General features: G+C 58.8%; 26 protein-coding genes. 10 read left to right on the top strand and 16 right to left on the bottom strand.

The annotated features are described in order from the left end of the window. Window position 1: 1 nt before the first annotated feature. The 3 genes from AC2FLO_RS04265 to bcoG form a co-directional block, all read right to left on the bottom strand. Entirely contained in the window at window positions 2-760 is a 759-nt protein-coding gene (locus tag AC2FLO_RS04265; RefSeq protein WP_496751488.1) for an SDR family oxidoreductase, read from the bottom strand. Beyond that, the gene (locus AC2FLO_RS04260) at window positions 757-2,223 is read right to left on the bottom strand and encodes a carnitine 3-dehydrogenase (protein WP_496751969.1); all 1,467 of its coding nucleotides are present in this window, start codon (window positions 2,221-2,223) and stop codon (window positions 757-759) included. The genes AC2FLO_RS04265 and AC2FLO_RS04260 overlap by 4 nt, the downstream gene beginning before the upstream one ends. A gap of 84 nt (window positions 2,224-2,307) precedes the next feature. Next, entirely contained in the window at window positions 2,308-3,222 is a 915-nt protein-coding gene (gene bcoG, locus AC2FLO_RS04255) for a 3-dehydrocarnitine:acetyl-CoA trimethylamine transferase BcoG (RefSeq protein WP_480584636.1), read from the bottom strand. A gap of 133 nt (window positions 3,223-3,355) precedes the next feature. On the opposite strand from bcoG, the gene AC2FLO_RS04250 reads away from it, so the two are divergent. Further along, window positions 3,356-4,342 (top strand): GlxA family transcriptional regulator, encoded by a 987-nt coding sequence (locus AC2FLO_RS04250; RefSeq protein WP_480584639.1) that lies wholly within the window; start codon window positions 3,356-3,358, stop codon window positions 4,340-4,342. A gap of 67 nt (window positions 4,343-4,409) precedes the next feature. Here the strand turns inward: AC2FLO_RS04250 and AC2FLO_RS04245 are convergent, their stop codons facing one another. Genes AC2FLO_RS04245 through AC2FLO_RS04235 form a run of 3 tightly spaced genes read right to left on the bottom strand, consistent with a single transcriptional unit; the run spans window position 4,410 to window position 7,415 of the window. Continuing rightward, window positions 4,410-5,456 (bottom strand): aldo/keto reductase, encoded by a 1,047-nt coding sequence (locus AC2FLO_RS04245; protein ID WP_480584642.1) that lies wholly within the window; start codon window positions 5,454-5,456, stop codon window positions 4,410-4,412. Window positions 5,457-5,485: 29 nt separating this feature from the next. After that, on the bottom strand, window positions 5,486-5,944 hold the full coding sequence (locus tag AC2FLO_RS04240) for a DNA polymerase III subunit chi (protein WP_480584645.1): 459 nt from the start codon (window positions 5,942-5,944) through the stop codon (window positions 5,486-5,488). 4 nt (window positions 5,945-5,948) lie between these two features. After that, on the bottom strand, window positions 5,949-7,415 hold the full coding sequence (locus tag AC2FLO_RS04235) for a leucyl aminopeptidase (protein WP_496751485.1): 1,467 nt from the start codon (window positions 7,413-7,415) through the stop codon (window positions 5,949-5,951). Window positions 7,416-7,644: 229 nt separating this feature from the next. On the opposite strand from AC2FLO_RS04235, the gene lptG reads away from it, so the two are divergent. From lptG to rsmA, 5 genes are all read left to right on the top strand, one after another. Then, a complete protein-coding gene (lptG, locus tag AC2FLO_RS04230; RefSeq protein WP_480584649.1) occupies window positions 7,645-8,745 on the top strand; it encodes an LPS export ABC transporter permease LptG in 1,101 nt (366 codons plus the stop codon). Then, window positions 8,745-10,907 (top strand): LPS-assembly protein LptD, encoded by a 2,163-nt coding sequence (locus AC2FLO_RS04225; protein ID WP_496751483.1) that lies wholly within the window; start codon window positions 8,745-8,747, stop codon window positions 10,905-10,907. The genes lptG and AC2FLO_RS04225 overlap by 1 nt, the downstream gene beginning before the upstream one ends. After that, window positions 10,898-12,151, top strand: coding sequence for a peptidylprolyl isomerase (locus AC2FLO_RS04220; protein WP_480584655.1), 1,254 nt, complete (start codon window positions 10,898-10,900; stop codon window positions 12,149-12,151). The genes AC2FLO_RS04225 and AC2FLO_RS04220 overlap by 10 nt, the downstream gene beginning before the upstream one ends. After that, a complete protein-coding gene (pdxA, locus tag AC2FLO_RS04215) occupies window positions 12,148-13,113 on the top strand; it encodes a 4-hydroxythreonine-4-phosphate dehydrogenase PdxA (RefSeq protein ID WP_496751481.1) in 966 nt (321 codons plus the stop codon). The genes AC2FLO_RS04220 and pdxA overlap by 4 nt, the downstream gene beginning before the upstream one ends. Before the next feature lie 85 nt (window positions 13,114-13,198). Further along, window positions 13,199-14,041: a 16S rRNA (adenine(1518)-N(6)/adenine(1519)-N(6))-dimethyltransferase RsmA gene (gene rsmA / locus AC2FLO_RS04210; RefSeq protein ID WP_496751480.1), complete on the top strand. Its 843-nt coding sequence runs from the start codon at window positions 13,199-13,201 to the stop codon at window positions 14,039-14,041. A 55-nt stretch (window positions 14,042-14,096) separates the two neighbouring features. Here the strand turns inward: rsmA and AC2FLO_RS04205 are convergent, their stop codons facing one another. From AC2FLO_RS04205 to prfA, 3 genes are all read right to left on the bottom strand, one after another. Next, entirely contained in the window at window positions 14,097-14,690 is a 594-nt protein-coding gene (locus AC2FLO_RS04205; RefSeq protein WP_267364566.1) for a DUF4167 domain-containing protein, read from the bottom strand. Between the two features lie 239 nt (window positions 14,691-14,929). After that, on the bottom strand, window positions 14,930-15,775 hold the full coding sequence (gene prmC / locus AC2FLO_RS04200) for a peptide chain release factor N(5)-glutamine methyltransferase (RefSeq protein WP_496751477.1): 846 nt from the start codon (window positions 15,773-15,775) through the stop codon (window positions 14,930-14,932). Further along, window positions 15,772-16,827 (bottom strand): peptide chain release factor 1, encoded by a 1,056-nt coding sequence (gene prfA, locus AC2FLO_RS04195; protein ID WP_496751967.1) that lies wholly within the window; start codon window positions 16,825-16,827, stop codon window positions 15,772-15,774. The genes prmC and prfA overlap by 4 nt, the downstream gene beginning before the upstream one ends. 62 nt (window positions 16,828-16,889) lie before the next feature. Between prfA and AC2FLO_RS04190 the strand changes: the two genes are divergently transcribed. Then, on the top strand, window positions 16,890-17,171 hold the full coding sequence (locus AC2FLO_RS04190) for a hypothetical protein (RefSeq protein WP_496751476.1): 282 nt from the start codon (window positions 16,890-16,892) through the stop codon (window positions 17,169-17,171). Between the two features lie 15 nt (window positions 17,172-17,186). Here the strand turns inward: AC2FLO_RS04190 and AC2FLO_RS04185 are convergent, their stop codons facing one another. The 4 genes from AC2FLO_RS04185 to AC2FLO_RS04170 all read right to left on the bottom strand — a co-directional run bounded on the left by AC2FLO_RS04185 (window position 17,187) and on the right by AC2FLO_RS04170 (window position 20,861). Further along, window positions 17,187-17,588, bottom strand: a complete 402-nt coding sequence (locus AC2FLO_RS04185; RefSeq protein WP_496751474.1) for a DUF1499 domain-containing protein — start codon at window positions 17,586-17,588, stop codon at window positions 17,187-17,189. Window positions 17,589-17,654: 66 nt separating this feature from the next. After that, the gene (speB, locus tag AC2FLO_RS04180; RefSeq protein ID WP_496751473.1) at window positions 17,655-18,602 is read right to left on the bottom strand and encodes an agmatinase; all 948 of its coding nucleotides are present in this window, start codon (window positions 18,600-18,602) and stop codon (window positions 17,655-17,657) included. Window positions 18,603-18,691: 89 nt separating this feature from the next. Next, window positions 18,692-19,666: an agmatinase gene (speB, locus tag AC2FLO_RS04175; protein WP_480480570.1), complete on the bottom strand. Its 975-nt coding sequence runs from the start codon at window positions 19,664-19,666 to the stop codon at window positions 18,692-18,694. 31 nt (window positions 19,667-19,697) lie between these two features. Next, entirely contained in the window at window positions 19,698-20,861 is a 1,164-nt protein-coding gene (locus AC2FLO_RS04170) for a M20 aminoacylase family protein (protein WP_496751471.1), read from the bottom strand. 66 nt (window positions 20,862-20,927) lie between these two features. On the opposite strand from AC2FLO_RS04170, the gene mazG reads away from it, so the two are divergent. Genes mazG through AC2FLO_RS04155 form a run of 3 tightly spaced genes read left to right on the top strand, consistent with a single transcriptional unit; the run spans window position 20,928 to window position 23,236 of the window. Then, window positions 20,928-21,794 (top strand): nucleoside triphosphate pyrophosphohydrolase, encoded by an 867-nt coding sequence (gene mazG / locus AC2FLO_RS04165; protein WP_480538247.1) that lies wholly within the window; start codon window positions 20,928-20,930, stop codon window positions 21,792-21,794. 54 nt (window positions 21,795-21,848) lie between these two features. Further along, window positions 21,849-22,790, top strand: coding sequence for a nucleoside hydrolase (locus AC2FLO_RS04160; RefSeq protein WP_496751469.1), 942 nt, complete (start codon window positions 21,849-21,851; stop codon window positions 22,788-22,790). Next, a complete protein-coding gene (locus AC2FLO_RS04155) occupies window positions 22,787-23,236 on the top strand; it encodes a GNAT family N-acetyltransferase (RefSeq protein ID WP_267364554.1) in 450 nt (149 codons plus the stop codon). The genes AC2FLO_RS04160 and AC2FLO_RS04155 overlap by 4 nt, the downstream gene beginning before the upstream one ends. Here AC2FLO_RS04155 and AC2FLO_RS04150 read toward each other — a convergent pair. The 3 genes from AC2FLO_RS04150 to eno all read right to left on the bottom strand — a co-directional run bounded on the left by AC2FLO_RS04150 (window position 23,233) and on the right by eno (window position 25,403). Continuing rightward, a complete protein-coding gene (locus AC2FLO_RS04150) occupies window positions 23,233-23,397 on the bottom strand; it encodes a hypothetical protein (protein ID WP_480480564.1) in 165 nt (54 codons plus the stop codon). The genes AC2FLO_RS04155 and AC2FLO_RS04150 overlap by 4 nt on opposite strands. Before the next feature lie 140 nt (window positions 23,398-23,537). Next, complete coding sequence (locus AC2FLO_RS04145) at window positions 23,538-24,077, bottom strand: GNAT family N-acetyltransferase (RefSeq protein WP_480584677.1); 540 nt, start codon at window positions 24,075-24,077, stop codon at window positions 23,538-23,540. Window positions 24,078-24,125: 48 nt separating this feature from the next. After that, entirely contained in the window at window positions 24,126-25,403 is a 1,278-nt protein-coding gene (gene eno, locus AC2FLO_RS04140) for a phosphopyruvate hydratase (protein ID WP_496751466.1), read from the bottom strand. Between the last annotated feature and the right edge of the window lie 119 nt (window positions 25,404-25,522).

Raw genomic sequence — 25,522 nt, 5'->3', positions numbered from 1 at the left:
GTTACAATTTCGGGTCCGGGTTGACCGTGTGGCCATCCACCGCAATCACCTGTCCTGAAACCAGACGTGCCGCATCTGAGGCAAGGAAGACTGCCATATTGGCGACATCCTGCGCTTCGACGAAGCGCCCCATTGAGGTGCCCGAGGCATAGCCCCGATAGACCTCGTCACGGGTCATGCCCTTGGCTGCAGCCTCGCGGGTCAGAACGCCTTCCATCCGAGGGCCTTCAACTGCGCCCGGACAAATGGCATTGGCACGGATGCCATAGGGCCCCAACTCCATCGCCAGCGTCTTCATCAACCCGATGACCGCCCATTTTGCCGACGCATAGGGCGCCCGGAACGGGTAGCCATACTGCCCGGCTGTCGACGAGGTCAGAATGATACTGCCCGCCCGCGCCGTTTTCATCAGCGGCGCTGCATATTTTGCCGCCAGAAATGCACCGTCCAGATTGACCGCGACACAAGCACGCCACGCGTCCAGTTCAATATTCTCAATGGCATTTGTCGGGCCGGCAATACCGGCATTGGCGCAGAGCACATCCAACCCGCCTGTCGAACGGACGGCGTCAAATACCGCGCGCATGTCAGCCTCGTCCGCAGCATTGGCTTGATGCCCGATCCAATGATCGGGTAAAGTATCCAACGCCGCCTGATCGATATCAGTAACCCGGACGTCATAGCCAACCGCGTCAAACGCCTCGGCCATGGCCCGGCCGACGCCTGACGCGCCAGCCGTCACCAGAACCCGGCGCGTCATGAAGACTTCCTGATCGCTGCGCCTGCGCCCTCGGGATAAGGCAATCCGGCCTGAGCCTCTGCAACCCGCGCCATAGCCGCTTCGATTTCAGCAGATGGCGCGCTGGGGCGGCGGGTTTCCAGGCTGACATGCAGCAGAAAACTTTCACCCGTGGCCAGCAGCTTGTCGTCCTCATACATGCTGTGGAACACATGCAGCTTCTTGCCCTGCCCCAACAGCATCTGCGTGCGCACGTCGATTTTTGCACCGGCATGAGCTTCATCCAAATAGCGAATGTGGTTCTCCGCTGTGAAATAGCTGCCGCCTGAGGCAATGTAATCCGCATCGCATCCGATGATTTCCATGAACCGATCGGTGGCGGCGGCAAAGGCCTCCAGATATCTCGCTTCGTTCATGTGGCCGTTGTAATCCGTCCAGTCCAGTGGAACAGCCCGCGACAGGGTCAGGATGGGCTGGCTAAGATCCGCTTGATCCAGCGTCGGCAGCGCACCGGGTTTCAACCGTGCGTCATGTTGGTTCAGCACCGCACCCGCACCGTAATTCTGCGCCTTGAGGGCCCGCATCATGCCAACGAGGTTGTTGTCGCGAATACGCTCCAGCTCTCGGATCGAATGCATCCCGGATTGTGCGTCAGATTGATTGGCGATCAAATCGACCAGTTCGTCAGTGAACTCGGGAACATCCATCAGCTTGGTCCACGGCCATTTCAAGGCAGGCCCGAACTGCGCCATGAAATGCCGCATCCCCGCCTCGCCACCGGCCACGCGGTAGGTTTCGAACAGACCCATCTGCGCCCAGCGGATGCCGAAACCCATACGGATGGCCTCGTCAATCTCTTCGGTCGTCGCAATGCCATCCTTGACCAGCCAAAGCGCCTCGCGCCAGACAGCCTCCAGGAACCGGTCGGCAATATGCGCATCGATCTCTTTCTTGACGTGCAACGGGAAAAAACCTAGCGTTTTCAACAGGTTCTGCGCCTGTTCGATCATCTCGGGCGGGTTCTTGTCCGTTGGTACAAGCTCGATCAAAGGCAACAGGTAAACCGGGTTGAAGGGGTGCGTCACCACGATCTGCTCGGGGCGCAGCGCTCCGTCCTGAAGTTCGGACGGCTTGAACCCGCTGGTCGAGGATCCGATGATCGCGCCCGGATCGCAAGCCTCCTGCAAGCCTTTGTAAACCTTCAGTTTCAAATCCAGACGTTCCGGCACACTCTCCTGTATCCAACGCGCACCCTTAACCGCTTCGGCCATGTCGCTGTGAAAGCTCAGCACACCCTCGGCTGGCAACGGAACGTCACTCAGCCCCGGCAAGGACCGTCTTGCGTTGTCCAGCACCTCGCCAATCTTGCGTTCCGCCTCGGGGTCAGGGTCAAACACCCGCACATCCCAGCCATTGAGCAGGAACCGCGCGGCCCATCCACCACCGATAACTCCGCCCCCAATAATTGCTGCCGTTTTCATGATTTCCCACCTACTGGCTGCGCATGTTTCATCTTTTTAGAAATACTCCGGGGGCTTGGGGGCTGGCCCCCAAAACCCGCGTGTCCATTATTTTGCAACAGGTGCCTGCTTGGTCAGCCCCAGGCTCGCACGGACTTCGTCAGGGCCGATCACGCGCGCGCCCATATTCTCGATGATGGATCCCGCACGTTCCACCAGTTGCCAGTTCTCGGCCATTACGCCCTTATCCAGCCAGAGGTTGTCCTCAAGCCCAACGCGCACATTGCCGCCCGCCAAAACCGAAGCCGCGACAAACGGCATCTCGTTCCGTCCCAGTGAAAACGCGCTGAAGGTCCAGTCATCCGGCACGTTGTTCACCATCGCCATAAAGGTATTCAGATCATCCGGCGCGCCCCACGGTACCCCCATGCACAGCTGGACCAAAGCGTTGGGTGCCAGAATCCCTTCCTTCACCAGTTGCTTTGCAAACCACAGGTGGCCAGTGTCAAAGGCTTCGATCTCGGGTTTGACACCCAGGTCGGTCATCATTTTGCCCATGGAGCGCAGCGCACCGGGCGTATTCGTCATAACATAATCGGCCTCGGCAAAGTTCATTGTGCCGCAGTCCAAGGTGCATATCTCGGGCAAACATTCGGCAATATGCGCCACACGTTCGGATGCTCCGACCATGTCCGTGCCCGCGGCCACGGGAAACGGGTTTTCAACACCGCCGAACACGATGTCGCCGCCCATGCCGGCCGTCAGATTCAATACGACGTCCACATCAGCGTCGCGGATGCGGTCTGTCACCTCGCGATACAGATCCAACCGGCGGCTTGGCACACCGGTCTCGGGGTCGCGCACGTGGCAGTGTACCACTGCCGCCCCGGCCTTGGCGGCAGCGATTGCGCTGTCGGCGATCTGCTGCGGCGACCGCGGCACATGCGGGCTGCGGTCCTGCGTCCCGCCCGAGCCGGTTACGGCACAGGTAATAAAGACTTCGCGGTTCATTTCCAGAGGCATGGTGTTTTCCCCAAGTTATACCCGGTTTTGCCTTGGGTTTTCCCCAGGCTTTTCCCCGGATTCCGATTTGCGTTCTGACCCGACTCTGGCGCAGCTTTGGGAAAACCACTTGGCAATATGCGAATCAAACTTGATGAAATCCGCAAAAAACATACTGCAGCCGGAACACCGCGCCCTGAAAACCGCGGTGCTTGTGCTGGACGAATGCAACACGCTCAGCTTTGCCTCTGCGGTGGACCCGATGCGGGCCGCGAACCGTCTGGCGGACCGCCCGGCCTTTGATTGGGACTATGTAACCGCAACGCCAGAACCCGCGATTCTGACCAGTGCGTTGCAAGTGCCCGGTATTCCACTGGCCCGGTTGCAATCCTGCGACCTGATGATCGTGGTCGCCGGGTTCCAACTGGCCCGCCACGCCACCCCAAGCCTGCTGGCTGGTCTGCGGCGCATCGCGGGCACAGGCGCAACGATGGCAGGCATTGATGGCGGCCCCTGGCTCCTGGCCGAGGCCGGGCTACTGGATGGCCATCTGGCAACAACCCACTGGGAAGACCTAGAAAATTTCGCCACGCGGTTTCCCGAAGTTGATGTGCGCACCGACCGCTTCACCGTTTCGGGCAATCGACTGACTTCGGGTGGCGCAATTCCGGCTGTCGAGATGATGCTGCACATCATCGCCGCCCGTCATGGCGCAAGTTTCGCCGCGCGCGTTGCGGGCCTGTTCCTTTACGATGGTGCTCCGGACCCTGGAAAACCGCAAAGCCGCACAGGCGCACCCCATCGCCACACAGCACTGACCGCCAAGGCCAACTCGATGATGCAAGCGTCACTTGATGATCCCCTGCCGCTGGCCTTTATCGCAGACCGCCTGGGCACCAGCCCACGGACGCTGCAACAACAGTTCCGACTGCGCCTGAACACGACGCCGCAGGACCACTATCTGCAACTGCGCCTGGCCGAGGCCCGCCGTCTGGTCACCGACACCGACATGCCACTGATGGATGTGGCGCTCGCCACCGGCTTTGCCTCGCAATCCAGCTTTGCCCGCGCTTTCCGCACCGCCCACGGTCAATCGGCCCGCGACCTGAGACACGAACGCGCGCATCCCACCCATCACTGACCGGATCCTTCTTCATCTGGCCAAAAATATCCCGGGGGCGTCGCCAAAGGCGACGGGGGCAGAGCCCCTAAAACGGCATCGGGTGCGCCCGATGTGCCCTGCTGATCTCGGCCAACACATCCTTGGATAATTCAAGATCCACGCCCGCCAGAATATGATCCAGCTGTGCAACGGTCGTGGCCCCGAAGATTGCCGACATCATGAACGGGCGCGTCCGGCACCACGCCAACGCCATATGCACCGGATCCAGACCATGCCGTGCGGCGATGTCCAGATAAGCTGCAACCGCCTCGAAAACACGACCGGATTTCCGGCCTCCCATCTCAGGCACAAAGGACATACGCGATCCGTCGGGAACGCAGTCATTTTGGTACTTTCCGGTCAGAAAGCCTGCCGCCAACGGGGAAAACGCCATCAGCCCAACATCTTCATGCACACTCAACTCACCCAGGTCGGTGTCAAAATGGCGGCACAGCAATGAATACTCGTTCTGCACCGATGCCACGCGCGGCGCCCCCATCTGGTCGGCCAGCCGCAGCCATTGCGCGGTTCCCCAAGCGCTTTCATTCGACAGGCCAAAGGCACGGATATTGCCCTTGTCTACCTGAGCCTGCAATGCCTCAAGGCACTCTTGCATGTTGCTCAGCACTTCATCTGTGTTTTCGCCAGACGGCGCATAATCCCAGTTCTGCCGAAACATATAGCTGCCCCGATTGGGCCAGTGAAACTGATAGAGGTCGATATACCCGGTCTGCAAACGTCGCAAAGACCCCTCAATCGCTTCGGGTATGGTGCGGGCGGTGATCGGCGCACCATCGCGGACAAAGGACAGCCCCGCGCCGGAATGCTTGGTCGCCAGAACATAATCACCCCGGCGGGTAGGATTGGCGGCATTCCAGTTTCCCAAAATCTCTTCGGTGCGCCCGATCGTTTCTTTCGCGACAGGGTTCACCGGATACATTTCCGCCGCGTCGACAAAGTTGATCCCCGCGTCCAACGCCATATCCATCTGCCGGTGCGCATCCGTTTCAGACGTTTGGGAGCCAAATGTCATCGTACCAAGGCACAGATCGCTCACCATAATTCCGGTACGGCCCAAAGGCTTTTTCTGCATTGTCGTATCTCCTGAAAATTGCGGGCCGGTCAGGCTTCAGCCTTTTTTTCCCACCGCCCGGACTCCTCCGACCAGTATTGTGCGGAGCATCCGGCATCCGTCAGCGCTTTCCACTGCCCGCGCGCGTGTTGTACCGCCATGCCGTCATTGCCATCGAACAGGATACAAACCCGTTCCAGCGCGGCGACTTCTTCCGCTTCGACCGGCGCGCCATCCACAGCCATGATACAGGTCGCACCATTTCCCGCCACGGCGCTGGTGGTCAGCAGGATCGGCTGGTCCGCGTCGTGCGGGCCACCAGCGCGACCATGCGGCAAGAATCCGTCCTCGGGGCCCAGCCACAGTTTTTCATCCAGCCAGTCCATCCGTGCAGGGTCAGTACCCCGCACGGCTATCCGCCACCCGGCTTGCCGCGCCTTGTCCAGCAGCGCGGGCAAGGTGTGCTCCAACGGCTGGCGGGTCAGGTGGTAGAAATAGACAGCGCCCATATGCTTACTCGAAATTGTCCTGCACAAACCGGCTCAACGCGCGCACGCCCCAGCCGGTGGCGCCTTTGGGCGCATAAGAGGTCTCTTCAGCCACCGAGGCGACGCCCGCGATATCCAGATGAATCCACGGCGTTTCCTCTTTCACGAACCGCTGCAGGAATTGCGCGGCGGTGATGGAACCGGCGGGGCGACCGCCCACGTTCTTCATGTCGGCAATGCGCGATTTCAACAACTTGTCATAGGCGTCGCCCAATGGCATCCGCCAAGCGCCTTCATCCTCGGCTTTGGCTGATTTCAGGAAGGCATCACAGAACGTGTCATTGTTCGAAAAAACACCAGCGTTTTCATGGCCCAAACCGATGATGATCGCACCAGTCAAAGTTGCCAAGTCGATCATTCCGACCGGCTTGAACCGTTCCTGCGCGTACCACATCACGTCACACAGAACCAGGCGGCCTTCGGCGTCGGTGTTGATGATCTCGACCGTGTCGCCCTTCATTGACCTGACCACATCACCCGGACGGGTGGCGTTACCTGATGGCATATTCTCGACCAGACCAACCAGCCCCACGAGATTGGCTTTTGCCTTGCGCTTGGCCAGCGCGCGCATGGTGCCCGCAACAACTCCGGCGCCGCCCATGTCCATGGTCATCTCTTCCATGCCGACAGCTGGTTTGAGCGAGATACCACCCGTGTCGAACACCACGCCTTTTCCGACCAAAGCCAGAGGCGCGTCGTCCTTAGCCCCGCCATTCCATTGCATCACCACCACTTTCGAAGGGCTGTCCGAGCCCTGCCCGACGCTTAGCAACGTGCGCATTCCCAGCTCGGCCAGCTTGTCTTCGTCCAGCACTTCGACCTCAAGACCCAGCTCCTGCATCTCAACCAGGCGGTCCGCGAATTCGGTGGTGGTCAAAACATTTGCTGGTTCATTGGTCAGATCGCGCGTCATCCGAACCCCGTCAGCAATTGCATAGAGAGGTGCGAATTCTGCCTCGGCCTCAGCAGGCTTTGAGTGGCTGATTGTCACTGTACCAGCCTTCTGGCTTTCCTTTGTTTTATGCGCGTCGAATTCATAGCTGCGCAGAACAATCCCCAGTGCCAGATCCTCGGCGCGCGCGTGATTGCCAACCATCACCAGCATGTCCTTTCCGCCCGCCAGTTTGGCAAGGGCTGCACCTGCCTTTCGGGCTTCGCCGGCCTCGGGGCGACGTGGCAGAACCAGAACATCCAGCGCCTCAGCCGCCATTCCTGTGGGCCATGCCATCGAGATGACGTCCCCTGTTTTGGATTTGCTGAAACTCTCGCTTTCAACAAGCCGCGCCAACCCGCCCTTCGTCAGACGGTTGGCTCTGCGGGCTGCCGGGCCCATCTTACCGTCGTCCGGAATGATGATGGCGACGCGCCCTCCGGCCTGCGCCATAGCCTCCAGGTCAAATTCCTGAAAACGGATCGGTATCAGACTGCTCATTGTACACTCCTCGAATTCTGTTCCCCAAGACCTAGCCCGCGGGGCACGCATTGACCAGATAGCAGTTTTCCCCGCCTTTCAATTGCATTAAGGTCCCGAAAAAATGACCGGCAGGCTCGGGGGAGAAAGACGTGGTACGAGAGGGCAGGCATACGCCGTCGCGCACAGCATTGCGCAGGCGCGATATCGGCCCGACGCCCCGCACTACAGGCGCAGCGGGGTCGCGCCTATGATCCTGGACCGTTATTTTGCCCGCCGGTTTCTGCAAAGCTTCATGGTCATCGGAGGTATTTTCCTGACCTTGATGATTCTCATCGATCTGATCGAACAGATTCGCCGCTTTGACGATTTCGACTTGTCTTTTGCCCAGCTGCTGCACCTCACACTGCTGAATACACCAGCCGCCATCAGCGAAATGCTGCCTCTGCTGGTCATCCTGTCCACCATTGCGCTGTTCGTTGGGCTGGCACGTACCTCCGAACTTGTGGTGACCCGTGCAACTGGCCGCTCGGGCATCCGTGCTTTGGTTGCGCCTGTCCTGTTGTCGCTGATCATCGGCGCTCTGGCCGTTGCACTGTTGAATCCCATCGCAGCGGCCACATCCGAAGAGTACCGCCGCCTGTCGGATTCATACCGAAACAACGGCAGTTCAGCCCTTTCGATCAGCAGCGAGGGCCTGTGGCTGCGCCAATCCGCCGAGAACGGACAGGCCGTTATCCACGCCAGGTCAACGTCGAACCAAGACAAGCTGCGGCTGGACGGTGTTACCGTCATCACCTTTGGGCGGGATGGCAAACCTACCCAGCAAATTGTTGCGGACCGGGCAGAGTTGGAAGACGGCAACTGGGTTCTGTATCGGGTAAAAACCTGGGCCTTACAGGATGCGCAAAACCCCGAATCCAATTCAGTTGTGCACGAGCGTCTGGAGCTACCGACCTCACTGACCCGACAACGGATCATCGACACGTTGGGGCAACAGGATTCGGTTTCGGTATACGACCTGCCCCAGTTGATCAGCGACCTGCGCGAGGCGGGGTTTTCGACCAAACAATATGAGGTCTGGCTGCAAGTACAGCTGGCCCGGCCTTTCTTTCTGATCTCGATGGTTCTGATCGGGGCCGCGTTTACCATGCGCCACGTTCGGTTCGGCGGTACAGGGATCGCGGTCCTGACAGCCGTCCTGCTTGGATTTGCCATCTATTTCGTGCGCAATTTCGCGCAAATCCTCGGGGAAAACGGACAATTGCCCATCTATATCGCTGCCTGGGCACCGCCCTTTGCCGCAATTCTGCTGTCTCTTGGTCTGCTACTGCATGCGGAGGACGGCTGATGCGGAATATCGTTCCTGTGTTGCTTACCAGTGCACTGGCTTTGTCCGTCCCGGCAGGAACTGCAGCACAGACATCCCAAGGCCAGCTACAACCACAGGGCACACAAGCGCAACAAGAGCCTGCCTTACTGGTGGCCGACAAGGTATTCATCACGCCTGAACGCAAACTTGTGGCTGAAGGCAATGTCGAAGCCTTTCAGGGCGACACCAAGTTGTCCGCCCATCGTATCACGTATGACCGCGAGACTGGCGAGCTGATACTGGAAGGCCCCATTCGTATCGATCAGGGTGGTCAAACTACGCTGCTGGCGGATTCAGGGCAACTGGACAGCGGAATTCAGAACGGACTGCTGATCGGTGCACGCATGGTGTTTGAACAGCAAGTACAGATCGCTTCGGTTCAGGCGAAACGGGCCGCAGGACGTTATACGCAATTCAGCAAGGTTTCAGCCACATCCTGTCATGTCTGCACCGACGGCAGGCCGCCTCTGTGGCAGATCAGGGCGCGCAAAGTCACGCATGATCAACTGGAACGGCAACTATATTTTGAAGGCGCGCAGCTTCGGGTCCTGGATTATCCGGTATTCTACTTTCCCTATCTGCGCTTGCCCGACCCAACGCTAGAGAGGGCAACCGGCTTTCTGGTTCCTTCGATCCGCAGCACCTCGCAATTGGGCACTGGCGTTCAGGTTCCATATTTCTTCAAACTTGGCGATCACAAGGACCTGACACTTACTCCTTACGTCTCAGCCAAGACGACAACTCTGGGATACCGCTATCGTCAGGCCTTTGTGAACGGACGCATCCAGGTGGAAGGCGCTTATACACGGGATGATGTGCAACCCGATCAGGATCGCGGCTACCTATTTGCCACCGGCTGGTTCAATTTGAAGAACGATTTCCGTCTGACCTTCAATCTGGAAACTACATCCGACGATGCCTATCTGGCCGATTACGGCTTGCCGGATCTGGACCGCTTGCGCAGCGAAATCGCACTGGAGCGGATCAAGCGCGATAGTGCGTTCAAAACCGGCCTGATCTACTACAAAACACTACGGGACAGCGAAAATCAGGACGAAATCCCGTCCCGCGTCTTCGACCTCAACTATGAAAAACGCTATTTTCCCAGCACGCTAGGGGGCGAGGTTCGGCTGGCATTCATCGGTCATGCGCATGAACGTACCAGCGACACAGATGTTGTTGGTCGCGACATGGCACGGGCCACCTTCGATGCCGAATGGCTACGCAGCTGGACTTTCTCATCGGGATTGCGGGTCGATACCACGCTGGGGGCGTCGGTTGACACTTTCAACATTCGCCACGACAGCAATTATCCCGACAACGTGACCCGATCTACGCCGCGCGCGGCTTTGACACTCCGTTATCCGATGACCCGGCGCGAGGAATCGGGGGCTGTTCAATTCCTCGAACCGATTGCGCAGTTCGGATGGACACATGTATCGGACACCGATGTTCCGAATGATGAAAGCACTTTTCAGGAATTCGATCAGGGCAACCTTCTGTCCCTCTCGCGGTTCCCTGCTGAAGATCAGCGCGAGAACAGCGCCACAGGCGTTATTGGCCTGAATTGGGCCCGGTACGGCGCGGGTGGCTGGCAGGCCCAGGCGACTGTGGGCCAAGTGTTTCGGGCCGACGCCGATCCAAACTTCACGCTGACATCGGGGTTGCAGGGCACATCGTCGGATTTGCTGGTGGCCGGACAGATCAGCACGGCCAATGGCTGGTCACTTGCCGGGCGCGGTCTGATCGACGGGGATTTCAGCTTTGTCAAAGCCGAACTGCGCGGCGCATGGGCATCCGAAAATGCCGGCCTTTCCGGCAGCTATATCTGGCAGGAACCGGACCCGGCGGAAAACATCACCGAAGAAATCTCGGAAATTCTGCTTTTCGGACGCTACCAGGTCGATCAGAACTGGCTGACCAATGCTCTGGCGCGCTACGATCTGGCTGAGTCGGAGCCGATCCGGCTGGGTCTGGGTGTGACCTATCAGAACGAATGCGTTCGGGTTAACATGTCCGTAAGTCGGCGCTTTACTTCAACATCCACTATTGAGCCTTCGACAGAATTCGGCTTTACCCTTTCTTTGACAGGGTACGCCCTTGAAGGCGGTGGCAAGACATACAAGAGAACATGCAGTTGATATCAGGTTTCTCCAGGTTTCTCCGTTCCGGTTGGCTTAAACCGGTCACACCGGCACTGGTTGCCGCAGTTTTTGCAATCGCGCCGCTTCAGGGTAGCGCGCAAAGCCTGTTCTCACCCGCGATCCGCGTCAATCAGGACATTGTCACCTGGTACGAGCTTGAACAGCGCCTGCAATTCCTGAATGTTCTGGGTTTGCCCGGTGACAACGAAGCTGACGTCAGGGATGCCCTTATTGATGAAAAACTGCGCAGGCAGGTCATGCGCGACGCCGGCGTGCAAGCGACGCCCGAGGCCGTTCAGTTGGGCATCGACGAATTCGCCTCGCGCGGACAATTGTCGTCCGAACAATTCCTGAAACTTCTCGGCGACGCGGGCGTTGACCCTGAAACGGTCCGAGACTATGTCGCGGATCAACTGGCATGGCGCGACTATATCAGCTCGCGCTATCTGTCGCAGGCGCGCCCGACCGAGGATGAGATTGATCGCGCGCTGGGCCAGACGGGCGGTGGCGGATTGCAGGTCCTGCTGTCCGAAATCATCATCCCGGTAAACCCGCAAACGGTTGCCCAGACCGAGCTTTTGGCCGAAGAAATCTCGCGCCTTGAAGGGCAGGACGCTTTTTCTGCTGCCGCCGCTCAGTATTCCGCAGCCGCAACACGGGGTCAGGGTGGACGTCTGGAGTGGCTGAACATCTCGAACCTGCCCCCGGCGCTTCAACCTGTCATCCTGGGGCTTCAGACCGGTGAAATCACCGACCCGATCACCCTGCCGAACGCGGTTGCCCTGTTTCAGATGCGGGGCTTGCGCGAAGTCGCAACCGGCGCTCCGCGTATTTCAAAGTTGGATTATGCCGCCTATTACCTGCCTGGCGGGCGCAGCGCCGAAACCCTTTCGCGGGCCGCGAAGTTGAAAGAAGAAATCGACACTTGTGATGATCTCTATGGCATTGCCAAGGATCAGCCCGCCGAAGTTCTGGACCGGGTCGAAGCCGCACCTTCCGAGGTGCCCGGTGATATTGCCGTGGAACTGGCCAAGCTGGACCGGAACGAAGCGTCGGCGAATCTGACCCGCAACAATGGTCAGACGCTTGTGTTCCTGATGCTGTGCAACCGCACGCGGGATCTGGGCGAAGACACCTCTCGGGGCGATGTCGCCAACGCGCTGGCGCAGCAACGTCTTCAGGCCTTTGCGGCCAGTCTGGTGGAGCAGCTGCGGGCTGACGCTGTCATTACTCAGGAATGATACGGCCCGTCGCGCTCAGCTGCGGCGAACCGGCCGGTATCGGCCCGGAAATCGCGGCCAAGGCGTGGGCTGAACTGCGCGATGCCTGCCCGTTCTTCTATATCGGGGACGCCAGCCACCTGCCAGCAGGCACACCCGTTGCGAAAATCGAACACCCAAGTCAGGTTGCTGAAGCCTGTGGCCGGGCCCTGCCCGTTCTTCAGATGGATTTTCCCGCCGCGAACGTATTCGGCCAGCCGAATCCGGCTAACGCGCCATCGGTGGTTGATGCCATCGAAACCGGCACCGAACTGGTACAGACCGGTGGGGCCGCAGCGCTTTGCACCGCACCGATCAACAAGAAAGCCCTGATTGACGGCGCAGGGTTCACCTTTCCTGGCCATACCGAGTTTCTGGCAGCCCTTTCCGGAACCCGCCGGGTTGTCATGATGCTGGCCAGCGAGCAGTTGCGCGTCGTTCCCGCGACAATTCACATTCCATTGTCACAGGTTCCCGCAGCACTTACCCCTGATCTTCTGCGCGAGACGATTGAAATCACCGTGCGCGGTTTGCGTGATCAGTTCGGTATCGCGCATCCCCGCATCGCAGTTGCCGGCCTGAACCCGCATGCAGGTGAAGGCGGCAAGATGGGCACAGAGGAGCTCGACTGGATTGCTCCGATGCTGGCTGATCTGAACCCCGAGAACGCGACAATTACAGGCCCCCACCCTGCGGATACGCTGTTTCACGCAGCCGCCCGCGCCCGCTATGACGCCGCCATCGCCATGTATCACGATCAGGCCCTGATCCCGATCAAGACGCTGGATTTCGACCGGGGCGTGAATGTCACCCTTGGCCTGCCGTTCATCCGTACCTCACCCGACCACGGAACAGCACTGGAAATCGCGGGGAAAGGCATCGCCAACCCCTCCAGCCTGATTGAAGCCCTGAAACTTGCCCAACGCATGGTAAAAAGCTCTTGATCCTTCACTTGGCTGAAAATATCCCCGCCGGAGGCACAAAAATCTCGGGCACAGCCCCTTTAACTGGCGCCAAGGTATTCGGATCATGAGCGCTATAGACACGCTTCCCCCTCTGCGCGAGGTCATCGCAACCCACCAGCTTTCGGCGCGCAAATCGCTGGGGCAGAATTTTCTGTTGGATTTGAACCTGACTGCCAAGATCGCCCGACAGGCCGGCGATTTGTCAGAATGCGATGTGCTTGAAATCGGCCCCGGTCCCGGTGGGTTGACGCGAGGCCTGCTGTCCGAAGGCGCGCGCAAGGTCGTGGCCGTCGAAAAAGATACACGGTGCATTGCCGCCCTGAACGACATCGCCACCGCGTATCCAGATCGGCTTGAGGTAATCAATGGCGACGCACTGGAGATCAACCCGCTTGAATATCTGACACCGCCAATCCGCGTCGCCGCCAACCTGCCCTACAATGTCGGCACCGAGCTGCTGGTGCGTTGGCTGACACCGCCCGAATGGCCCCCATTCTGGCAGAGCCTGACGCTGATGTTCCAACGCGAAGTGGCCGAGCGTATTGTTGCCCAACCCGGCAGCAAAGCCTATGGACGCCTTGCCATCCTTGCCCAATGGCGGGCAGAGGCACGTATCGCCATGTCGCTTCCCCCCGGGGCCTTCACTCCGCCGCCCAAGGTTTCAAGCGCCGTGGTCCACCTGACCGCCCTACCCGAGCCACGCTATCCCGCCGATGCCGCCACCCTGTCGCGCGTCGTGGCTGCCGCCTTCAACCAACGCCGCAAGATGCTGCGCGCCTCACTCAAAGGCATTGCCCCGGATATCGAAGCCCGCCTTCTGGCCGCAGGTATCAAGCCCACGGACCGAGCCGAGCAAGTCCCGCTGGAAGCGTTCTGCGCTTTGGCGCGCGAAGTTAAGAAAACCTGATCAAACGAAAAAGCCCCGAGTTAAACCTCGGGGCTTGGTTCTTTGGACATCGGCTTTATTCTGCCGCCTCCGGTGCGTCCCCCGTGTCGGCAGGAGCATCCTCTTTTGCCTCGGGTGCAGCTTTGGGCTTCCGAGCGCGTGGCTTGCGCGCGGGTTTTTCCTTGCGCGGCGCCTCTTCCGGTGTTTCAGCCGCCGGGGTTTCTTTGTTTTCCGGGGTCTCCACCAGACCGCTATCGGGCTCTGAAACTTGCTGAGACAGGTCCATCACATCAGGCTGCGGTGCTTCGGCCGGATCAGCCTGGCGGGTCGCTTCGCGTTCCTGACGTTCGGCACGTTCACGGTCGCGCTCGGCCTGGCGTTCGCGGTTCTGGCGCTCCTGCTCTTCACGGCGCGCGTCAATCTCGCGCTGCGCTTCGCTCAGCATCCGTAGGTAGTGTTCCGCGTGTTGCTGGAAGTTTTCTGCCGCCACGCGGTCATTCGACAGCTGAGCGTCACGTGCCAACTGGTTGTATTTGTCAATAATCTGCTGCGGCGTGCCACGGACCTTGCCTTCGGGACCCGAGCTGTCAAAAACCCGGTTTACGACGTTGCCGCCAGAAGGACGATTGCGGTTATTCTTGGCCCGCGAACGGGGTTTGGAAGATCTCATCTTACTTTACGTCAGCCTTATCAATGCGCTGTCGCTCAACCCGTGTTTTGCACTGCTCTAAGGCGTTTGCCGTGACGGGAAGTCGACTTTTTGGGCTTGGCGTCAGGGGTGCGCTGCAACAGCGTCAACCTCGCCGACTAATCTTGAGTAAGCATGTCCTGACGGCGCAGACAAGAGGAATCTCGGATTTTCACCAGCTTTTTTCTACAGGTAGGCGTTTTTTGCCGCAAACCCGCCGCTCATCCCGGCATTCTTGCGCCGACGACACGATGGCGACCGTCCAGATCGGGGATTACCCGGACGTCCACCAACCCGGCGGCATCGAACAAGGCTGACACTTCTGCCGCCTGCGTCGGACCGATTTCGACAAGAATTCGCCCGCCCGGCAACAGAAAATCCGGGGTCGCCGCCGCGATCCGACGATACGCGCCCAACCCGTCCCCCTCATCCGTCAGGGCCATGCGCGGCTCGTGCTCACGCACTTCGGGCGAAAGTTCTTCCATCTCAGACACTGAGATATACGGAGGGTTGGAAACAATCAGGTCGAATTTATCTTCAATGTTTTCGAACCAGTTTGATCGAAGGATCTCAATCCGCGTCTCTACCTGATGCTGAACCGCATTGGCACTGGCTTGCAGGCAGGCGGCTTCGCTCAGATCAACACCCACGCCCGTGGCACTGCTGCGTTCGGTCAGAAGGGTTATCAGGATACACCCCGAGCCCAACCCCAGGTCGAGGACATGATCAAATGGTTCGCTCAACGCAGCTTCGATCAGGGTTTCTGTTTCCGGACGCGGATCAAGGACATCCCGGCTGACGCGAAACCTGCGGCCGTAGAACTCCCGTTCACCCAACAGATGCGACACCGGAACCCGGATGGCCCGCAAGGAGATCAACTGGTCATAACGCTCGGCGATTTCGGGCTGTAATTCTTCCGGGGCAATCAGTGTCACGCGGCTGGCTTCAATCCGTGCAGCATGGGCCAGCAACAGACGCGCGTCGCGTGCCGGATCGTCCACTCCGGCCGCACGCAGACGCGCTGTCGCTGCCACCATGGCCTGTGCCGCTGTTTGCAGAGCCGTCATTGTGCCATCTCGGCCAACAGCCGGGCCTGATCATTCGCCGTCAACGCATCAATCACCTCGTCCAGATCACCCTGCATCACCTGATCCAGCTTATATAGCGTCAGGTTGATCCGGTGGTCGGTCATGCGCCCCTGCGGGAAGTTATAAGTACGAATGCGTTCCGAGCGATCCCCCGAGCCAACCTGACTGGCACGATCTGCCGAGCGTTCACTGTCAATCCGCTGCCGCTCCAGATCGTACAAGCGCGTCTTCAGAACCTGCATGGCGATCTCGCGGTTGCGATGCTGGGACTTCTCGGAACTTGTCACCACCAATCCCGTCGGAAGATGCGTGATCCGCACAGCCGAGTCAGTCGTGTTCACGTGCTGTCCGCCCGCGCCCGAGCTTCGCATCGTATCGATTCGGATATCATTGGCGTCGATCTGGATGTCTACATCCTCGGCCTCGGGCAGAACCGCCACAGTCGCCGCCGAGGTGTGAATGCGCCCGCCGCTTTCGGTTTCGGGCACGCGTTGCACCCGATGGACGCCGGATTCGTACTTCAGTCGCGCAAAGACGTTGTCGCCTTTGATATGGGCTACTACTTCCTTGATGCCGCCCAGATCCGAGGCCTGTTCTTCGATAATCTCGAATTTCCAGCCACGCGCCTCGGCGTAACGCTGATACATGCGCAACAGGTCACTTGCGAACAAAGCGGCCTCGTCCCCGCCGGTGCCAGGGCGAATTTCCAGCATCGCCGGACGGGCATCTGCCGCATCCTTTGGCAACAGTGCCAGTTGGAGCGCGTTTTCCGCCTTGGGGATGCGGGCCTGCAACTCGGGGATTTCCTCCTCGGCAAGCTCTTTCATGTCCGGGTCAGTCAGCATCGCCTGCGCTTCGGCCAGATCCCCCACCAGCTGTCGCCAGGCCATGATCTGATCGACCACAGGCTTGAGGTCGGAATATTCTTTGGCCAGCGCCGCAATATCACCAACCGATGCGCCATCTGCCATGGCAGCTTCGAGGTACTGAAAACGCTGGGTGATCTGTTCAAGACGTTCTTCGGGGATCATCCCGGCGGTGTCTCTCATCCGGGGGCTTTGGTCAAGGGCAACGTCATGCTAAGCTCGCGGCCATGAAACGGGTTTATCTTACTCTGCTGCTGACAACCACGCCTGCCCTCGCCGATTACATCGGCCCTGACGGCAAGACGCGGGATTGCTATTGCACCGACACATCCGGGTCTCGCATCGAACTGGGTGAGATGATCTGCCTTCAGGTCGACGGACGCATGTTCACCGCGCAATGCCAGATGTCCCTGAACGTTCCTATGTGGCGCGAGGTTCAGGAAGGGTGTTTGTCGTCCAAATTACAGAGTGAGCCTTTCGACCCCATAGATTTGGACGATGCGTCCTGACCGTTTGCGCAACGACTAGAATTGCGCCAACCACCCATCGACCCGCGCCCTGTTTACCCCGAAATCCTTGCGGCCAAACCGCAGGCGGCCATGGATGCGCAGCGTGTCGCCGTCCTGCTGTACCGTGGTGTAGTCGGGAAAGCCGATCCATTTCGTGCGGGTAACATAGGTGATCATGCCCTCACTGACCGAACCCGCCAAGACCGTGGTGCGCGGCGTGGCTTGGGCAATCTCATCAAGACGCTGCAACCCGTCGGGACCGGTTTCAACAACGCGCAACGCACCACCCGGCAAGTTCTGGCTTTCGGGCGAAACCAAAGCGACGTGCCACCGCGCAGGGTCTGACGGTGCCAGCCGGACATAGGCGCCCGCCCCAACCATAAGCGCAACCACCGCCCACAAAGCCATCCTTCTCATCCCGCTCTATCCTTTTTGGTGAACCCTAAGCGGAACAAAACCGACGGCAAGACATTCCACCGCGTCTTACCGCGACGTCACACCCGGCAGGATACACAGCATCTCATAGATCAGGTTGGCTGCTGTCAGTGCAGTGTTGCCCGATGGATCATAAGGAGGTGAGACCTCGACCAGATCGCATCCCACTACGTTTACCCCATGCAGTGCATGGATCAGTTGCAGCGCTTGCGGTGTCGAAAGACCCGCGATTTCCGGCGTGCCGGTGCCCGGAGCGTATGCGGGATCAAGGCTGTCGATGTCGTAAGAGATGTAAACCGGGTGGTCCCCAATGATCTTGCGAACCTGCGATCCGATCTGGGTCAGGTTCTGCTGCCACAGCTCCCATGCGGGGAACTGGCGGAAGCCCCAGTCCTTGGCCTCGGTAAAATCCGAGGCTGCATAACCCGAGCCCCGAATGCCGATCTGGAACGTCTTGTCGGGAACAATCAGCCCCTCTTCATAGGCGCGGCGGAAAACGGTGCCGTGGGTTTCGCGTTCACCGAACATCTCGTCATTCACATCGGCATGGGCATCCACATGCACCAGCGCCACGGGACCGTGTTTGGCCTTGATGGCTCGCAGGATCGGCAGGGTGATCGAATGATCGCCCCCCATCGCCACAGGGATCACGCCTTTCGCCAAAATGGCGTCATAGCTTTCCTTGATGATCCTGAGGCTGTCTGCAAGCGAGAAGGTGTTGATCGCCAGATCCCCAATATCGGCTATCTGCAAGCTGTCGAACGGGGCCGCTCTGGTGGCCATGTTATAGGGCCGGATCATCGCGCTTTCGCCGCGGATCTGCTTGGGGCCAAAGCGCGTGCCCGACCGCCACGACGTGCCAATATCCATCGGCACCCCCAACACCGCCACATCCAACCCCTCAAGCGAGGAGGCCTGCGGCAGGCGCATGAATGTGTTCGGCCCGGAAAACCGGGCCAGATCATTCCCGCTAAGTGGTTGGTTGAATTCGGTCATGTGCGTAATGGTCCCGTCCCTGTTCGTCACTTGATCCAGCACATACCTTAAGCATGGCTAACTGTTGGTTAACGTGAACCCTTGCGGGTTTACCCATCTGCTTTATCCAGCTTGTTCCACCCCAACAGGCAAATGATCTGCGTCGCCACATGGGCCCCAGCAATCGCTGTCGCACCTGAGGTGTCAAAGGGCGGCGATACTTCGACAACGTCCCCGCCCTTGATATTGATCCCGGCAATGTCGCGCAGGATGATTTGCGCCTGAATCGAGCTTAATCCACCCCAGACTGGCGTGCCCGTACCAGGGGCAAAAGCCGGGTCAAGACCGTCGATGTCAAAGCTGAGGTAAACGGGGCTGTCACCAAGAATGTTCTTGATCTTCTCTGCCACAGCAGCTGGTCCCGATTCATAAACCTCGCGCGCATCGATGATGTTCACGCCCAGCGTATCCTCGTTCGTCGTGCGAATACCCACCTGGACCGAGCGTTTCGGATCGACAATGCCCGACTTTACAGCCTTGTAGAACATTGTCCCGTGATCCACGCGGGACATGTCATCATCGGCCCATGTGTCGGTATGCGCATCGAATTGCAGCAGGGACATTGGCCCGAATTTCTCGGCATAGGCCTTGAGGATCGGAAAGCTGATATAGTGATCGCCACCCAGCGCAACCGACGCCACATCAGCAGCCAGAATGGTTCGGATGTGGTCGGTCAGCGTGTCAGGAAAGGCCGGGATATTGGCGTAATCATAAGCCATATCGCCATAATCCACGATCGCCAGTTCACTCAGCGCATCAAAGGGCCAGCCATAAGGCGCATCGGGCGACTGAAGTGCGCTGGCCTCACGGATCGCCCGAGGGCCAAGGCGCGTGCCGGGCCGGTTCGTAACTGCCTGATCAAACGGCACGCCAGTAACGGCGATGTCCACACCCTTCAGGTTCTTGGTGTAAAGCCGCCGCAGAAAAGACGTCGCCCCGCCGAACGTATTTTCATAAGACAACCCCTTGAGGTCCGGATTGGTGAATGCCTCATCCACCTGGTTTCTTGCGTCTTCGAGTGCCATGTCTTCTGTAGTCCCTTTCCCGAACCTTTTTTCAGCTCAACGGCTGCGCTTTTTCCACGATCCGCGCGAAAAACGACGCGCCCACCGGTGCAATTTCATCGTTAAAGTTGTATTTCGGATGATGCAGCCCTGCGCCTTCGCCCTGCCCAAGGAACAAATAAGCACCGGGGCGCTTTTGCAGCATATACGAGAAATCCTCGGCCCCCATCTCGCGCCCGGTATTGCCGGTGACCCGGTCGTCACCGGATATTTCACGCGCCACCTCGGTCGCAAAGCCCGCCTTTTCGGCATCATTGATGGTGGCTGGGTAATCGACATTGTATTCCAATCGCGCCTCGACCCCATAGGATTTGGCTTGTCCTTCGACAATCTCGGCCATGCGCCGCATCACCATCTGCTGGACGTTCGGATCGAACGTTCGGACGGTACCGTTGATATAGGCCGTATCCGGGATAACGTTGTTGACCGTGCCGGTGTGGATTTGCGTGACCGAAACGACAAGATCATCCAGCGCATAATGGTTGCGGCTGACAATGGTCTGAATGGCCTGCGCAATCCCACAGGCCGCCATAACCGGATCACGGGTTTCATGCGGCATGGCACCGTGGCCGCCGACACCCTGAATATGCACTTCGAACGTATCGACAGCCGCCATGATCGGCCCCGGCGTGGTATAGAACGTCCCTTCGGCAAATCCCGGCGCGTTGTGCAGCGCGTAGACCTGCGAGATGTCGAACCTGTCCATGATGCCTTCTTCGACCATCACACCAGCACCGCCGCCATCTTCCTCGGCGGGTTGAAAGATCAGCGCCACGCGACCGCTGAAATTTCGCGTCTCGGCCAAATAACGTGCCGCACCCAGCAACATCGTAGTATGTCCGTCATGACCGCAGGCGTGCATCTTTCCGGGGTTCTGAGAGGCATATTCAACGCCTGTTTCTTCGGTAATTGGCAACGCATCCATATCGGCGCGCAAGCCAATCGTCGGCCCGTCGCCCTGCCCGTTGATGATCGCGACCATCCCGGTCTTTGCGATCCCCTCATGCAACTCATGAACCCCGAACTCACGCAGACGTTCGGCCACAAAGGCTGCCGTTTCATGGCATTCGAATTCCAACTCGGGGATGGTATGCAGATACTGGCGCCATCTGGTCATGTCGGCAGAGAAATCGGCAATTCGGTTGACGACGGGCATCTGGGGTGGACTCCTGATCGGGACTGCGGAATGGATGCATCTGACACCGGAATGAAAGGGTTCGCAATGGCTGAAAATCCTCTGATCCATGACAGCAATGCAGGTATCGAACGGCTGCTGGAAATCATGCGCCGCCTACGCGATCCGCAATCCGGCTGCCCGTGGGATATCGAACAGGATTTCGCAACCATCGCCCCCTATACGATCGAAGAGGCCTATGAGGTCGCGGACGCCATCGAACGTGAAGCTTTTGACGAGCTTAAGGGCGAGCTGGGGGATTTGCTTTTCCAATCCGTGTTTCACGCCCAAATGGCAGAAGAAGCAGGACATTTCACCTTTCAGGACGTGGTGCGCACCATGTCCGACAAGATGGTCAGCCGCCATCCGCATGTGTTTGGCGATGAATCCCGTGACAAGTCGGCCGACCAGCAAACCAAAGATTGGGAAGCCATCAAAGCCGCCGAGCGGGCGGGCAAAGAACAAAAAGGTGCACTGGACGGTGTGGCCGCAAACCTGCCCGCCCTGTTGCGCGCGCATAAGCTGCAAAAACGTGCCGCTCGGGTGGGGTTCGACTGGCCTGACGCCAGCCATGTGCTGGCCAAGATCACCGAAGAAGCCGCCGAACTGGAAGAGGCGCGCGACAAAATGGATGCCGACGCACTGGAAGACGAGTTCGGCGATCTGCTGTTCGTGATGGTCAATCTGGGCCGTCATCTTGGCATCGAACCCGAAGCCGCCCTGCGTCGCACCAATGCCAAGTTCACCCGTCGCTTTGAAAAGGTCGAAGCCCGGCTGGCCGAACGGGGCAAGACCCCCACGCAAAGCGATCTGGCCGAGATGGATGCGCTGTGGGACGAGGTCAAAACGGAAGAGCATCGCGCCAACGGCAAACTCCCGCCGGCGGATGCACTGGCGGCGACCAGAAACGGGTAGACAAGCGATCCGACACTTGCGAGTGTCCCACCTTCACGACCCCCGGAGACGCCCATGCCCCCTCGCAAGATCATCATCGACACCGATCCCGGTCAGGATGACGCCGTCGCCATACTGTTGGCGCTGGCCAGCCCGGACGAGATCGAGGTTCTGGGTATCACGGCCGTCGCGGGTAACGTCCCACTCGCCCTTACGGCCAAGAACGCCCGAATCGTTTGTGAATTGGCCGGACGTACGGATGTGCCGGTTTATGCGGGCTGCGACAAACCGCTGAACCGCCCGCTTGTAACCGCAGAACATGTGCACGGAAAAACCGGGCTGGATGGCCCGGTCCTGCCGGATCCGCAGATGCCCTTGGCTGAAGGTCACGCTGTGGACTTCATCATCGACACCCTGCGCTCTGAAGAATCTGGGACGGTGACCCTGTGTCCACTGGGGCCGCTGACAAACATCGCGACTGCATTTCGCAAAGCCCCCGATATTATCGACCGCGTGCAGGAAATCGCCTTGATGGGCGGGGCATATTTCGAAGTCGGCAACATCACCCCCACCGCTGAATTCAACATCTATGTCGACCCAGAAGCTGCTGATATCGTTTTTAAATCCGAAAGGCCAATCGTTGTCATGCCATTGGATGTCACACACAAAGCGCTGGTGACCAAATCACGAAACGACGCGTTCCGCGCATTGGACAGCAAGGTTGGACATGCCGTGGCCGAGATGACGGATTTCTTTGAACGCTTCGACAAAGAGAAATACGGCAGCGCAGGCGCCCCCCTGCACGACCCTTGCGTCACTGCCTATCTGATCCGCCCCGAGCTGTTTTCGGGTCGCCACGTGAATGTCGAGATTGAAACAGGGTCCGACCTGACCCTGGGCATGACCGTTGCGGATTGGTGGGGTGTCACCAACCGCGCACCAAATGCGTTGTTCATGGGGGAAATCGACGCTGACGGCTTTTTCACCTTGCTGACAGAAAGGCTGGCCAGATTATGAGCGCCGCCCTCCGCCTTGCGCGCCCCGAAGATCTGGATCGCCTTATGACGCTGGTCACCGCCTTTCATACCGAGGCCGGGCTGACACAGGACGCCGACAAGACACGCAATGCCCTCGCCCCCATGCTGGATGGCATCCCTCATGGCTGTGTCTATCTGATCGGACCCGGGCGCGCGCCTTTGGGATATATCATCCTGACCTTTGGCTGGTCAGTCGAGTTCGGCGGCATGGACGGTTTCGTGGACGAGATCTATATACGCCCCGCCGTTCGGGGCCGCGGCATTGCCACCGAGGTTCTTTTGGACCTGCCCAAAGCTCTTGCCGGGGCGGGCCTGATGGCTCTTCATCTGGAAGTCGACCGAAACAATGAAACTGCCCAAAAGCTATATCTGCGCACCGGGTTCAGACAACGTGACAGGTATATGCTGATGAGCAAGGTACTTTAGCGCGACTCGCCGCGGAAGATATTTGCCGGATTCATGTCCTGAACCGGGTCATTCGACGAAACCTGTTCTCCGGTTATCGGATACGTTCCTGGACCCGCGCAGGCGGACAATACTGTGATGGACGTTGTGGCGATTATCAGAAGGAATTTGGATACAGACATCGTAGTCTCCTTTCTGCAATGAAGACAAACTACGGCATTCGGTGTGGACGTGATAAGTAACAAGTTCACACATAAGAATAGATAAGCCACATTTTTATTGTCAAACACCTCCAAAACAGACGGATATATCCCTGAAAACTCTAACTTTTCTCAGGCCCGCGTGTGTCTTTCTCAAATAGCGGCATCTCGAAAAAAAGCAGGTGGTCGCGTGCGATTTCAGGAGTTTGGTAATAGGCGTCGCGCAGGTGAAAGCCCAAAGACAGGTATAACCGAGTCGCCGCTTCCAGGGGTTTGCCGGTGTCCATTCGAATATAGTCGAACCCAAGATCTCGACACATTTCAATCAGCGAAAGCATGATGGCACAGCCTGCGCCGGTCCCTCTTGCTGCGTCAGTTACAAATACGCGTTTGATTTCAGCCACACCAGGCTCGTACGTGTGAAACATGCCACAGCCAACCGGTTTCCCATGCAGCAATGCCAGTTTGATCCCACCGTTCGGCGGCGTGTGTTCCGCGTCGATGTTGTCCATTACACGGGTGTATTTTTCGCTTGGGTAGAAGGCCTGAACGATTTGGGCGGTTCTTTCATCCAGTGCCAGCAGGAAATCCCTGTAATCCCAACACAAACGCCGAACCGCTTCAAACTGGTCCGGCGTTTCCGGTTCGATGATGTTCAGCACAATGCGACCCCCGGATTAAACCCAGGGGCCAGCCTAGCACCACGCGCGTTACTTGCGAAGGATCGACGCGCCTGCGTATTCCGCAACCTCGCCCAGTGATTCCTCGATGCGGATCAACTGGTTGTATTTGGCCAACCGGTCCGACCGCGCCAGCGAGCCAGTTTTGATCTGACCGCAATTGGTCGCCACCGCCAGATCGGCAATGGTGGCATCCTCGGTCTCGCCCGAACGGTGCGACATCACGTTTGTGTAACGCGCACGGTGCGCCATATCGACGGCGCGCAGAGTTTCGGTCAGCGAACCGATCTGGTTCACCTTGACCAGCATCGAGTTCGCGCAGCCGCGCTTGATCCCTTCGGCCAAGCGCGCCGGATTGGTCACAAACAGGTCGTCGCCCACCAACTGCACCTTGTCGCCGATGGCGTCGGTCAAGGCTTTCCAGCCGTCCCAATCATCCTCGGACATGCCGTCTTCGATCGAGATGATCGGATAGTCGTTGGCCAGCGCTGCCAGATAGGCTGCGTTTTCCTCGGACGTCAGGGTGATCCCCTCGCCCGCCAAAACGTATTTGCCGTCCTTGTAATACTCGGTCGCCGCGCAATCCAAGGCCAGGTGGATTTCTTCACCCGGTTTGTAGCCCGCCTTTTCGATGGATTTCAGGATGAAATCCAGCGCCTCGCGGGTGCTGGCGATGTTCGGGGCAAAACCGCCCTCGTCACCGACACCGGTGGCCAGACCGGCAGCCGACAGCTCTTTCTTCAGGGTGTGGAACACTTCGGACCCCATGCGCACCGCCTCGCGAATATTCGCGGCCGAGGTTGGCATGATCATGAATTCCTGAATGTCGATCGGGTTGTCGGCGTGTTCGCCGCCGTTGATGATATTCATCATCGGCACCGGCAGCACGCGGGCCGAGGTACCACCGACGTAGCGATAAAGGGGCTGCGTGGTGAAATCGGCTGCCGCCTTTGCGGTGGCCAGCGACACGCCCAGAATGGCGTTGGCACCCAGACGGCCTTTGTTATTGGTTCCATCCAGTTCAATCATCGCCTGATCGATGGCCACTTGTTCTGTCGCGTCAAAACCCACCAGTTCCTCGGCGATCTCACCATTCACGGCGGCCACGGCTTCCAGAACCCCTTTGCCCATATAGCGGGATTTGTCGCCGTCGCGTTTTTCAACGGCTTCATGTGCGCCGGTGGACGCACCGGACGGTACGGCGGCGCGGCCCATGGTGCCGTCCTCCAGAATCACGTCGACCTCGACTGTCGGGTTGCCCCGGCTGTCCAGAATTTCGCGCGCGTGGATGTCAATAATGGTGCTCATGAGGTCTGTCCCTATGGCTGCAGTCGGTTGCACGCGTCATAACAGCAACCGGCCAAAAGTAAACCGGTTCCGTTATCGCTAACACGCATATTTACCGACCTTTAGGGCTAACAGTTTGC

The sequence above is a fragment of the Ruegeria sp. TASC047 genome (assembly GCF_059612445.1).
The sequence above is the reverse complement of the archived record's forward strand: the minus strand, read 5'-3'. Positions and strand labels throughout refer to the sequence as shown.

Coding starts and splice junctions, on each gene's coding strand:
- AC2FLO_RS04265 (WP_496751488.1), bottom strand. CDS start 760: ATGACGCGCCGGGTTCTGGTGACGGCTGGCGCGTCAGGCGTCGGCCGG.
- bcoG (WP_480584636.1), bottom strand. CDS start 3,222: ATGCCTCTGGAAATGAACCGCGAAGTCTTTATTACCTGTGCCGTAACC.
- AC2FLO_RS04250 (WP_480584639.1), top strand. CDS start 3,356: ATGAAATCCGCAAAAAACATACTGCAGCCGGAACACCGCGCCCTGAAA.
- AC2FLO_RS04245 (WP_480584642.1), bottom strand. CDS start 5,456: ATGCAGAAAAAGCCTTTGGGCCGTACCGGAATTATGGTGAGCGATCTG.
- AC2FLO_RS04240 (WP_480584645.1), bottom strand. CDS start 5,944: ATGGGCGCTGTCTATTTCTACCACCTGACCCGCCAGCCGTTGGAGCAC.
- AC2FLO_RS04235 (WP_496751485.1), bottom strand. CDS start 7,415: ATGAGCAGTCTGATACCGATCCGTTTTCAGGAATTTGACCTGGAGGCT.
- lptG (WP_480584649.1), top strand. CDS start 7,645: ATGATCCTGGACCGTTATTTTGCCCGCCGGTTTCTGCAAAGCTTCATG.
- AC2FLO_RS04225 (WP_496751483.1), top strand. CDS start 8,745: ATGCGGAATATCGTTCCTGTGTTGCTTACCAGTGCACTGGCTTTGTCC.
- AC2FLO_RS04220 (WP_480584655.1), top strand. CDS start 10,898: ATGCAGTTGATATCAGGTTTCTCCAGGTTTCTCCGTTCCGGTTGGCTT.
- pdxA (WP_496751481.1), top strand. CDS start 12,148: ATGATACGGCCCGTCGCGCTCAGCTGCGGCGAACCGGCCGGTATCGGC.
- rsmA (WP_496751480.1), top strand. CDS start 13,199: ATGAGCGCTATAGACACGCTTCCCCCTCTGCGCGAGGTCATCGCAACC.
- AC2FLO_RS04205 (WP_267364566.1), bottom strand. CDS start 14,690: ATGAGATCTTCCAAACCCCGTTCGCGGGCCAAGAATAACCGCAATCGT.
- prmC (WP_496751477.1), bottom strand. CDS start 15,775: ATGACGGCTCTGCAAACAGCGGCACAGGCCATGGTGGCAGCGACAGCG.
- prfA (WP_496751967.1), bottom strand. CDS start 16,827: ATGATCCCCGAAGAACGTCTTGAACAGATCACCCAGCGTTTTCAGTAC.
- AC2FLO_RS04190 (WP_496751476.1), top strand. CDS start 16,890: ATGAAACGGGTTTATCTTACTCTGCTGCTGACAACCACGCCTGCCCTC.
- AC2FLO_RS04185 (WP_496751474.1), bottom strand. CDS start 17,588: ATGAGAAGGATGGCTTTGTGGGCGGTGGTTGCGCTTATGGTTGGGGCG.
- speB (WP_496751473.1), bottom strand. CDS start 18,602: ATGACCGAATTCAACCAACCACTTAGCGGGAATGATCTGGCCCGGTTT.
- speB (WP_480480570.1), bottom strand. CDS start 19,666: ATGGCACTCGAAGACGCAAGAAACCAGGTGGATGAGGCATTCACCAAT.
- AC2FLO_RS04170 (WP_496751471.1), bottom strand. CDS start 20,861: ATGCCCGTCGTCAACCGAATTGCCGATTTCTCTGCCGACATGACCAGA.
- mazG (WP_480538247.1), top strand. CDS start 20,928: ATGGCTGAAAATCCTCTGATCCATGACAGCAATGCAGGTATCGAACGG.
- AC2FLO_RS04160 (WP_496751469.1), top strand. CDS start 21,849: ATGCCCCCTCGCAAGATCATCATCGACACCGATCCCGGTCAGGATGAC.
- AC2FLO_RS04155 (WP_267364554.1), top strand. CDS start 22,787: ATGAGCGCCGCCCTCCGCCTTGCGCGCCCCGAAGATCTGGATCGCCTT.
- AC2FLO_RS04150 (WP_480480564.1), bottom strand. CDS start 23,397: ATGTCTGTATCCAAATTCCTTCTGATAATCGCCACAACGTCCATCACA.
- eno (WP_496751466.1), bottom strand. CDS start 25,403: ATGAGCACCATTATTGACATCCACGCGCGCGAAATTCTGGACAGCCGG.